Source organism: Chryseobacterium sp. RLHN22 (genome assembly GCF_051011795.1).
Lineage (GTDB): Bacteria > Bacteroidota > Bacteroidia > Flavobacteriales > Weeksellaceae > Chryseobacterium > Chryseobacterium zhengzhouense.
Genome location: NZ_JBPCHW010000005.1, coordinates 250,360 through 258,966, shown reverse-complemented (window position 1 = coordinate 258,966; position 8,607 = coordinate 250,360). Strand labels below are relative to the sequence as shown.

15 protein-coding genes are annotated in these 8,607 nt (G+C 32.7%); 12 read left to right on the top strand and 3 right to left on the bottom strand.

Annotation, left to right across the window (positions count from 1 at the left end; genetic code table 11):
• Window positions 1-4: 4 nt before the first annotated feature.
• On the top strand, window positions 5-109 hold the full coding sequence (locus ACR1PN_RS07595) for an IS3 family transposase (protein WP_433979164.1): 105 nt from the start codon (window positions 5-7) through the stop codon (window positions 107-109).
• 42 nt (window positions 110-151) lie between these two features.
• Here the strand turns inward: ACR1PN_RS07595 and ACR1PN_RS07590 are convergent, their stop codons facing one another.
• The 3 genes from ACR1PN_RS07590 to ACR1PN_RS07580 form a co-directional block, all read right to left on the bottom strand.
• Window positions 152-586, bottom strand: coding sequence for a hypothetical protein (locus tag ACR1PN_RS07590; protein WP_378180464.1), 435 nt, complete (start codon window positions 584-586; stop codon window positions 152-154).
• Between the two features lie 88 nt (window positions 587-674).
• The gene (locus ACR1PN_RS07585) at window positions 675-1,409 is read right to left on the bottom strand and encodes an ABC transporter ATP-binding protein (RefSeq protein ID WP_433979534.1); all 735 of its coding nucleotides are present in this window, start codon (window positions 1,407-1,409) and stop codon (window positions 675-677) included.
• Between the two features lie 84 nt (window positions 1,410-1,493).
• A complete protein-coding gene (locus ACR1PN_RS07580) occupies window positions 1,494-2,075 on the bottom strand; it encodes a hypothetical protein (RefSeq protein ID WP_378180470.1) in 582 nt (193 codons plus the stop codon).
• A gap of 593 nt (window positions 2,076-2,668) precedes the next feature.
• Here ACR1PN_RS07580 and ACR1PN_RS07575 point away from each other — a divergent pair.
• From ACR1PN_RS07575 to ACR1PN_RS07525, 11 genes are all read left to right on the top strand, one after another.
• Window positions 2,669-3,124, top strand: a complete 456-nt coding sequence (locus ACR1PN_RS07575) for a hypothetical protein (RefSeq protein WP_120213082.1) — start codon at window positions 2,669-2,671, stop codon at window positions 3,122-3,124.
• 18 nt (window positions 3,125-3,142) lie between these two features.
• Window positions 3,143-3,856 (top strand): hypothetical protein, encoded by a 714-nt coding sequence (locus tag ACR1PN_RS07570; RefSeq protein ID WP_120213083.1) that lies wholly within the window; start codon window positions 3,143-3,145, stop codon window positions 3,854-3,856.
• A gap of 543 nt (window positions 3,857-4,399) precedes the next feature.
• Window positions 4,400-4,702, top strand: a complete 303-nt coding sequence (locus ACR1PN_RS07565; protein ID WP_433979533.1) for a hypothetical protein — start codon at window positions 4,400-4,402, stop codon at window positions 4,700-4,702.
• Entirely contained in the window at window positions 4,699-5,190 is a 492-nt protein-coding gene (locus ACR1PN_RS07560; RefSeq protein WP_433979532.1) for a phosphate ABC transporter permease, read from the top strand. Before ACR1PN_RS07565 ends, ACR1PN_RS07560 begins: the two co-directional genes overlap by 4 nt.
• Before the next feature lie 12 nt (window positions 5,191-5,202).
• The gene (locus ACR1PN_RS07555) at window positions 5,203-5,688 is read left to right on the top strand and encodes a hypothetical protein (protein ID WP_433979531.1); all 486 of its coding nucleotides are present in this window, start codon (window positions 5,203-5,205) and stop codon (window positions 5,686-5,688) included.
• An 86-nt stretch (window positions 5,689-5,774) separates the two neighbouring features.
• Window positions 5,775-6,470: a hypothetical protein gene (locus ACR1PN_RS07550; protein WP_433979530.1), complete on the top strand. Its 696-nt coding sequence runs from the start codon at window positions 5,775-5,777 to the stop codon at window positions 6,468-6,470.
• 17 nt (window positions 6,471-6,487) lie between these two features.
• Window positions 6,488-6,928: a hypothetical protein gene (locus ACR1PN_RS07545; RefSeq protein ID WP_433979529.1), complete on the top strand. Its 441-nt coding sequence runs from the start codon at window positions 6,488-6,490 to the stop codon at window positions 6,926-6,928.
• Window positions 6,929-6,930: 2 nt separating this feature from the next.
• The gene (locus tag ACR1PN_RS07540) at window positions 6,931-7,140 is read left to right on the top strand and encodes a hypothetical protein (protein ID WP_433979528.1); all 210 of its coding nucleotides are present in this window, start codon (window positions 6,931-6,933) and stop codon (window positions 7,138-7,140) included.
• A gap of 11 nt (window positions 7,141-7,151) precedes the next feature.
• Entirely contained in the window at window positions 7,152-7,487 is a 336-nt protein-coding gene (locus tag ACR1PN_RS07535) for a hypothetical protein (RefSeq protein WP_433979527.1), read from the top strand.
• Between the two features lie 29 nt (window positions 7,488-7,516).
• Entirely contained in the window at window positions 7,517-8,032 is a 516-nt protein-coding gene (locus tag ACR1PN_RS07530; protein ID WP_433979526.1) for a hypothetical protein, read from the top strand.
• Window positions 8,033-8,093: 61 nt separating this feature from the next.
• Window positions 8,094-8,510, top strand: a complete 417-nt coding sequence (locus ACR1PN_RS07525) for a hypothetical protein (RefSeq protein ID WP_433979525.1) — start codon at window positions 8,094-8,096, stop codon at window positions 8,508-8,510.
• Window positions 8,511-8,607 lie beyond the last annotated feature (97 nt).

Here is an 8,607-nt window from a genome sequence, read left to right as displayed (position 1 = left end):
AGAAATAAAACAATACATCACTTATTACAACAACGACAGAATACGATTAAATCTAAATGGAAAGAGCCCGGTACAGTACCGAACTCTTTTCTTTAATAATTTTGTCTAAACTTTTGGGTGCAGTCTACTTTTAAAGCGAGAGTTTTGTATTTTAATTTTTAACGATTTGTGCATCCTGATCGACGATTGTTTTACCGTTTTGATCGATTACAACCAATGTATAAGGAGCTTTTTTGGCTGAAGCAGTAAGATAGTTTCTCCAAACCTGATAAATAGTTCCGTTGTTATTGAATTCAAAATGATAATTTCCTCCCGAGCCATCGGGAATTAATTCTCCGTTGCTGATAATCATAGCCGGTTTTGCAGTGATTTTCGTATTTGCTCCCCAAGATTGATACAGGTAGTTTCCGTTGGGTTGTTTGTCGATTCTTACCTTAAATTTTTTTGTTTTGATAATGACGGTTTTAGGAACGTTTTGAAAATATACGGTTCCGTTGTCTTTGATTGGGTTTGGTTTTAAATCATTAGCTGAAACCAATGAAAACTGAGCAATACATAAAGTTCCTAATAATAATTTCTTAATCATTTTTTATTTGTTTTTAAATTATAAAAGGACGAATCAAATTTAAAGCCAATAATAATATTTAAAATCTTTTTTAGCTAAAAATAAATGCTTAATAAGCTTTAATTTCAGCCTCCATCTCAACCTCAAAATTCTGTGTGTAATGTGCAAAAGCCTCTTCTAAGCTATTAAATTTACCTTTAAATTCATCAATATTACAGTCCTGAAGAATATTTCCTTTGTGAATAAGAATGACACGCGTACAGAGCGCCTCAACTTCCTGCATGATATGAGTAGAAAGTAAAACCGTTTTTTCTTGACCAATTTCCTTCACCACATTCCTGATTTCAAGAATTTGGTTAGGGTCTAATCCGTTGGTAGGCTCATCTAAAATCAACAAATCCGGCTGATGAATAATCGCCTGAGCTAAACCAACTCTTTGCTTGTAACCTTTAGAAAGCTGGCCTATCTTTTTTGATTTTTCAGGAGTAATTCCGACCAGTTCTATAACCTCATCAACTCTTGACTGTGCAATTTTGTGGATATTGGCTACAAACTGAAGGTATTCTTTCACATACATTTCCAGATAAAGAGGATTGTTTTCGGGAAGAAAACCAATTTTCTTTTTGCTCTCAATTTCGTTTTCGGTAATATTCTTTCCGTTGAAAATAATTTCACCGTTATCAATTTTCAAAGCACCGACAATCGATTTCATTAAGGTCGATTTCCCTGCTCCATTCGGACCTAACAGACCTATAATCTCATTTTTTTCAATCGAAATATTAATATTGTTAAGAGCGGTTTGCTCACCAAACATCTTTGTTAAATTATTTACCTGAAGAGACATAATACAATGAAATATTTTCACAAAAATAGAAATAAAAAAACTCATTCAATAAGAATGAGTTGCGATATCTTGAAAAAACAGAAATTATCTTCTTTTTTTTGTTGTTTTGGATGGAGTTTTTGTTGAAGCAGGAGTCTGATTTTGGTTATATTGAGTCTGAACTGCCGTACTGTTTACAGGATTTACAGGTGTTTGTTTTACTGCTGCTTTATAAAGAGCCGCTTTCTGAGTTCCGATTCCAAAAATTTTGTCGATCTGCTTTTTATTTAAAAACTGGGATTTGCCAACATATTTCTTATTCTTGTTGATATACTGAATAAACTGTACAGTGGGCTGTCCGTAATTTCTTTCGTATTGAAGTTCGATAATGTCATTAGGAAGCTCAAGAGAGATGTTTCCTGCAGGCTGATCTATAAATCCATCGGTAATCATTTTGTAAAGCTCCTGTACATCACCATTCACATCATTGAAAGAGAAAGATCTGAATGTATTCAGATTACTCGTATTAATATCCTGATAATTGAAGGTAAATTTATTGTCTTTTTTATATAATCCGACAGAATTATCTTTTCCGATTTCTATTAAAGTTTCATTTTTCAGGACTTTAATCTGCCCAAAGGCAGTCATTCCGAAAAAACAGGTAAAGAGTAAAATTATCTTTCTCATGTGATTTTTTGTTTAATACTTTGGTTGGTAATGCTAATTTACAGATAAAAATAACACACACCAATTTTTTTATTGAGGCAAAAATAATGTTTTTTTTCAATTTGCATTTTTGATCGTTATGCTTGCCGTAACATCATTATGTTTAAAATTTAATACAAAAACGATATGTTTAGAAGTAAAATGACACTGTTAATCATTTATAATTGGCAGTTATTTAAGGTTTTTCAGTTAATAAGCTTCTGACTTACAAGCGCAATTTCTGATCCGGAATTAATATATATGTTATTTGTTATTAATAAATTGATTTTTAATGAATTATAAATAAGTATCCTATAATATCTTTACATTTTCAATTTTAATAAAAATTTAATGTAGAAAAAGTGAAATAGCTGGGGAAGCAAACAATAAATAACTACAGTCAAAAAATTATTTTAACTAAAGTGAGATTCCAATATTTCTTATACGTGTCTTTTTTTGTTCATTATCAATCAATTGTAAATTTTTGTTGTTAATTCAAAGTTTTATTTTATCTTTATTATGTGAATAATTTTACAATTAGTAACTATAATTTAATTATTTAAAAAAAACAAACAATGATGAATTTAAAACCAATTTTTCTGGTATCTGCATTGATGCTCTCTGCCTGCAATTTTCTATCGGCAAAAGCCAAAATCCCTATTGGCGAAAGAGAAGCACTCACAAAAGTTTATGACCTTCCCAATACCGAAGAATACAAACTTAACAATGGGAACTATCTCGATCTTGCCACCCTCCATAAAGAATTTAATATCGCTTATATCCTCCCGTTATATGTCATTGAAGAACCAAAATTAGTAGGTTATGATGAAAAAACGGATGAGTTCTATAATATTCCGGATAAGGAAATGGATGCGATTTTAGCCTCTCAAAAGCTCAAAAAAGATGACCTCAATAAACTTCCTTTTTATACAAGATATGGTGGAAAGCTGGTGGCATTGCTTCTTATTGCTTTTATGATCTGGGGCGTAATTCCTTCGAAGAAAAAAAGAGTAGAACCTACGAAAATATAAATTTAAAACACAAAAACTATGAGTACAATTTTTTTTATTATCGGATTTATGGTGCTTTTTTATGGCGGCGTGATGTATTTTATGTACGCTAAAAAGCAAAAAATGAAACAAACTCTGCAGAGTACAGATTTCAAATCAGAGTTTCAACGGGCAGAAACTTACAAATCCAATTTTCTGAACGGCGATTACAGTTATCTGAAAACCCAGATGAACGGAAAACCTATTGATGCATTCAATTTTGCAAACCTTGAATATTCCGGCGCAACTGCCATCAAAGACGGGATGAAAGATTCTTTGAAAAGTATGGCGACTTTGGGAACGGTAAGATACCAAACCGTTCAGACTCCGAAATATTTGATTTTGAGTAATGATGAACTTCATCTTTTGGATACCGATACTGATGGCGATATCAGCAATCATTTGGTGTTTGACAGTCATAGGCTTTCACAATCGAGCCTGGTGGAAATTCCGCAGCAAGGAACAATGAAAGCTTTTGCAAAACAGAAAGGTGATACGGTAAAAGCGTACAAAATCTCTTTAGCGACGGATGATAAACCGATAGAGCTGATTTTGTTTTCGGCGCTTGTTTTTACCCACGTGAATACGGCAAGCAATATGCTGTCGATGGATATGCAGAAAGTGGTACAGGAAAACGTCATCGCTAATGATTTCCTCAAAAAACTGGGTGACAAATATCCAAATCTGAAAGTTGATGTTCCTATTTTGAATTAATTGCAACAATAAAAATCTTATAAAAACGTGTAAACAATTCAATCCTGTTTATGCGTTTTTATCTTAAGAAATCAAAGTTTCAGCTGATTTGAATTTTTAAGAATTAACTTTTATAAATGAGAATTTTACCTTTACTGAAGAACTCAACGTTTTACTTTCTTGTCATTTTTGCAGGAACGTTTTTACAGGTTTATTGGGCAATGGGATTTTTGTCGGACAAACTTTCATCCAGTTGTTTGGATTGTAGTTTTGCTTTGGATACATTATTTATTTCTTTATTTTCAGCCATTTTTCTCAGTCTGATTTTTATCTTGATTTCAAGAATTAAGAATCTCTGTTTAAAACTAATTCCGGAATTTTTACTGTTTACCTCTTTATGGTTTTTTATAGATTATTCAGATTTTGTAGAAAGAGAATCGTCGTGGAGCACTTATCTTTTTAATGAGGAAATTCACGAAACTTTAAATCACAGTTTCTTCCCGATTTTAATAATGTCTGTTCTTGTAATTTTTATAATTAATTATCGATCAATTCTCAAAAGAAATGAAACAAGCTGATTATATTCACCTTCTGAAAATCATTGCGATTCTGGTGTTGTTCATTTCCATTCCGGCTTTACTGTTCTATCTTGGAATTGTCGTTCCTGAATACTGCGCTTGTGACAAAACGATGTATGAAGGCCAAAAAGGAGTTGATATTTGGGGCGATATAGTCTATTGCGATGGGGAAAGTCAGGATTTTGCTGAGTCATTTTTCCAGCTTTTTACGATTGTTCTTTTGGGCTGTTTGGCTCTTCTGGCTTTTATTCGCTTCTTAATTTATAGAATTAAAAAAAATAACAAATGAGAAAAATAATACTGACCTTTATTTTATTGAGTTTTTCATTTCTGTTCAAAGCGCAAAATACTTCTGAAGCAGACATCTGGAGTGGTAGTTACGCCGTTTATTCGGTGAAAGATGATAAAACAGCTTTAGATACATTAGTGATTGCAAAAACCAAAGATGTAAAACCCGAAAATGTTCCTTCCAGATTTGAGGTTGATTTGAAAAGATGGACAGTTATTTCCAAAAAAGATAAAAGGGGAGACTCAGAAGTGGTTCGCCGGTTTATTTTTAATCCTGAAGATAAGGATGATGAATACAAAGAATTCGGTTGGACAAGGCTTTATCAGGAAGGAAAAATGAACTGTATCGATGGCGGTCATTTTTTCATTTGTCAGACAAAACCAGATACAACGGTAGATTTTCAGAAAGAAGGAACATTTTTAACCAAAACAGGGTTTTTCGGAGTTTGGCTGCATTTTGGATTGGTAGAATTGAAAAAACTTAATTAAAAACTCAAACCAATGAAATCAAAAACACTTATAACCATTCTACTGACAGGAGTTATATTTTTTGCTTTAGGCTTTTTCGGTAAAGACTTTTATCAAAAAAAACAAAAGATTGAGGTTCCGGCTTCAAAAACTCCGGTAGAAAATCCCAAACAAACAGTTGATAAAAAAACTAATCAGAATACCGATTTTTCTAAAATACTCAAAGGCAAATTCATTCTAAAAGGAGCAGATTACGCGGGATTCGATTTCGTAGACAACCAAACGATTACCTGGACCAACGAAATGTTTCCGATGGATCCCGATACGATGCGGGTGAAATGGATTGATGAAAGAACTTTTGTGGCAACTTTTACCCAAAAAGTCAACGATGATTGTCCGCCGGCCAATTGGATCAGGAAAATAGAATCTTACGACGGTTACCAGTTGGTTATCAGGAATTATTGGACGGGTTGGGGAGAATCACCCGATACATCGGAAGTTTTTTACAAAGAAAATTAATTCCTGAAACGATTTCGTGATGTATTAATTCTAAACCACAACGAATATTTTAAATTGTTATTTCTAAGCTTACAAAAACCCTGAAAATGAAAAACTATCTATTCCTAATTATAATATTTTTCAGTCTGAATATTAAGGCTCAAGATCTGAGAGAAGAAATCAAACTAAAAAGCTCTTATTTCAAAGTCTATGATATCAATTCCAATGAAAAAGATTCTGATGTTACCAAATATCAGATCATCGATTCCAAAGGCAACAAATTGGAACACATTGCCAGAATTTTCGATAAGAAGCTGAACAAAGAAACATTTCTTGGGATTTACAGAAAAAACGATTCTGAAATTCATTTTATAGAATTCAATCAGACCCAAGAAACGTCGACGCTGGACCATTATGTTTATATTCCTGATGTGAACGGGAAATTGGTTTTAGCCAAAAAAGAAATCGGCTTAAAGGATTATCCGGCAGATTTGCCTCCAAAATTTAAAAACAATAAACCGATTCATCCGGAATTTGTTGGTGGCGATGCAGAACTGAACAAGTGGGTTGAGAAAAATATCGCACCAATTCTGAAAAAAGAATTGGCTACGAAAGATTTTGTTCTTACTCTGGAAATCGATGAGAACGGAACAGCAACTTTACAGAATCTGTCATTACTTTCATTAAAAAACGAAACCGAAAAAGCCTTGATTGCAAAAATCGGCGAAATGCCCAAATGGAATACGACTGTTCAAGGTTATAAAGTGACTGGTGTGGTTTATGTTCCGGTTTCTAAGCCTTAATGACTAAATATCTGTTTATGAAAATGTCAGGATATTTCACACTCACTTGGCTGATCATTATGATCGTCAGTTTTCTGGTTTCAAGATTGTTGCTCATCGATTATTTAGGATTAAGCGATGATGACAATGTGTCGTGGCTGGATATTTTTTCAGGCATTACCTTTGTGTTTACCTTAAGATTTGTCTTTTTCCTGACTTTATCTTCCATTACTATTTTCCTGAATTTATTTAAAAAAATCCGAAGCAATTGGTTCCTGTCATTGCTGACTTATTTGTTGATTCCGGTTGGTACTTTTCTGTCGATAGTTTTTGGGGATATTTTCGAGGAATCTTTCAAGTACGAGAATCTAAAGTCGGGTTTTAAATTTGCAGCTTGTGTGGTTTTACCTCATCTGACGATTAGTTTACTTTGCTTTCTGCATTTTAGGAGGCTGATGCAAAAAGTAAAACTGTATTAGCGATGACCATTTTGTTTCTTATTATATTAATTCCGCTTTTGGCCGGAGCTTGGTACGGAATAGATAATCTGGTAAAGCAAATAATGAAGGAAAAATACAATATCAACATTACATTAGTGTCATTTGTCGTTGCGGTCCCTGTTTTATTTGTAATATTCGTTTATATTTTATTTGCTTTGGCATTGATGTCGGGAGCTGAATTTAAAGATTGAAAATTATTGATATGAAAAAATTAATTGCTGTTTCTCTTTGTGTTATCACGATGGTCATCTGCGGATTTTTAATTGTAAAAAAGTTAGATTCCCTTGATATTGCATCCAATAAAACCGATTGGTATGTGATGGATTCTATTCGTAAAATAGAAGAGCGAACCGATATTGACGATTGTGAAAAGAAAATTCTGAAAAAAGAAATTCAGACAAAAAGACAAAATGAAAAAGATAATTCAGGTATTGCTTTTGAAACTCAGATATATGCTTTCGGAATCATTATGATACAGATTATCCTGCTGTTTTTCATCATAATGATGCCTTCTGAGAACCACAAAAAATTGAACTAATAAAAAAAGAAATGATTAAAACCTTTATATTGAACTTGTTCTTAAAGTGTTCAGTTATTAATTTTTACCTGATCGATTCGTTCAGAAATGATGATGATTTTCTGGCGGTACTTTTAATAATGGGTGCATTTTTTTGTCTGTTTGCCGTTATTATTGGTGTTGCTTTGGTATTGATATTTTTCGCAATTTTATTAGTGTTAATCAGCGGAGGATTGATTTCTGCATCAGTTTTGGTAGGTCTGCAGCAAAAGTCTGTGAGTAAAGGCTTCAAAACACTTTTCTTATCATCATCAATATTGGGTACAATTATTATTTCGGTAATTTTCTTTTGGTTTCTAAATAAGATTGAACATTGGTGGAGTAGTGATATTTCGATTTTTGCAGGAATTGTTTTCGGATTGATTTCCGGCTGGATTTTGGGTATAATAGTTTTTACAGCCGCTAAAAAAATGGTATTATTTCTGAAAATTAAATACGATAAAAAATTTAACCGAAACATAGAAGAGGTCAATAATGATTTAATTGATTTTAAAGATGAAAAATAACCCAATATTCATTATAACGATTTTGCTTTTTGCTTTTTTAAGCTGTCAGCAAAAGAATGAAATGAAAACTGAAGATTCACGATATCAGGAAAAAAAAGATTGCATCTGTCAGGAAGATTTAAAATCAAACGATGGAGTTTTGGCGTATCATCCCGTTTTGGTAAAGAAAAAAGATGGGGATTATCTGCAATTTCAGTGTGCATCGATGATGAGAATGTATATGGCAGATGAGAATGGAAACGAATTTGAGAAAAACAAAGTGGACTGTATATCTTCAGAAAAACTGGAATTGAAACTGAATAAATATTTTGTTTATTACATACCGACTGCAGACGAAAACGATAAGCCGCAATCAGAATCTTCCAGGCAAATATTTTTTGATCGGTTGAAAAAACAAAAAGACAGATTTTACCAATTAAGCTTATCAGATCAGAGACAAATCACCAATATCAATGATTTCTATTATGAATCTGATTAAAATAACGTTACCAAGATTGAAGTATCCAGATATGGCGGAAAGTTCGGAATAAATATGACATTAACAATAACCGCGGATTCGGTTAAATATTCTTCAA

Bases quoted from the DNA above. Each gene is read 5' to 3' on its own strand.
- ACR1PN_RS07590 (WP_378180464.1), bottom strand. From the start codon at position 586: ATGATTAAGAAATTATTATTAGGAACTTTATGTATTGCTCAGTTTTCA.
- ACR1PN_RS07585 (WP_433979534.1), bottom strand. From the start codon at position 1,409: ATGTCTCTTCAGGTAAATAATTTAACAAAGATGTTTGGTGAGCAAACC.
- ACR1PN_RS07580 (WP_378180470.1), bottom strand. From the start codon at position 2,075: ATGAGAAAGATAATTTTACTCTTTACCTGTTTTTTCGGAATGACTGCC.
- ACR1PN_RS07575 (WP_120213082.1), top strand. From the start codon at position 2,669: ATGATGAATTTAAAACCAATTTTTCTGGTATCTGCATTGATGCTCTCT.
- ACR1PN_RS07570 (WP_120213083.1), top strand. From the start codon at position 3,143: ATGAGTACAATTTTTTTTATTATCGGATTTATGGTGCTTTTTTATGGC.
- ACR1PN_RS07565 (WP_433979533.1), top strand. From the start codon at position 4,400: ATGAAACAAGCTGATTATATTCACCTTCTGAAAATCATTGCGATTCTG.
- ACR1PN_RS07560 (WP_433979532.1), top strand. From the start codon at position 4,699: ATGAGAAAAATAATACTGACCTTTATTTTATTGAGTTTTTCATTTCTG.
- ACR1PN_RS07555 (WP_433979531.1), top strand. From the start codon at position 5,203: ATGAAATCAAAAACACTTATAACCATTCTACTGACAGGAGTTATATTT.
- ACR1PN_RS07550 (WP_433979530.1), top strand. From the start codon at position 5,775: ATGAAAAACTATCTATTCCTAATTATAATATTTTTCAGTCTGAATATT.
- ACR1PN_RS07545 (WP_433979529.1), top strand. From the start codon at position 6,488: ATGAAAATGTCAGGATATTTCACACTCACTTGGCTGATCATTATGATC.
- ACR1PN_RS07540 (WP_433979528.1), top strand. From the start codon at position 6,931: ATGACCATTTTGTTTCTTATTATATTAATTCCGCTTTTGGCCGGAGCT.
- ACR1PN_RS07535 (WP_433979527.1), top strand. From the start codon at position 7,152: ATGAAAAAATTAATTGCTGTTTCTCTTTGTGTTATCACGATGGTCATC.
- ACR1PN_RS07525 (WP_433979525.1), top strand. From the start codon at position 8,094: ATGAAAACTGAAGATTCACGATATCAGGAAAAAAAAGATTGCATCTGT.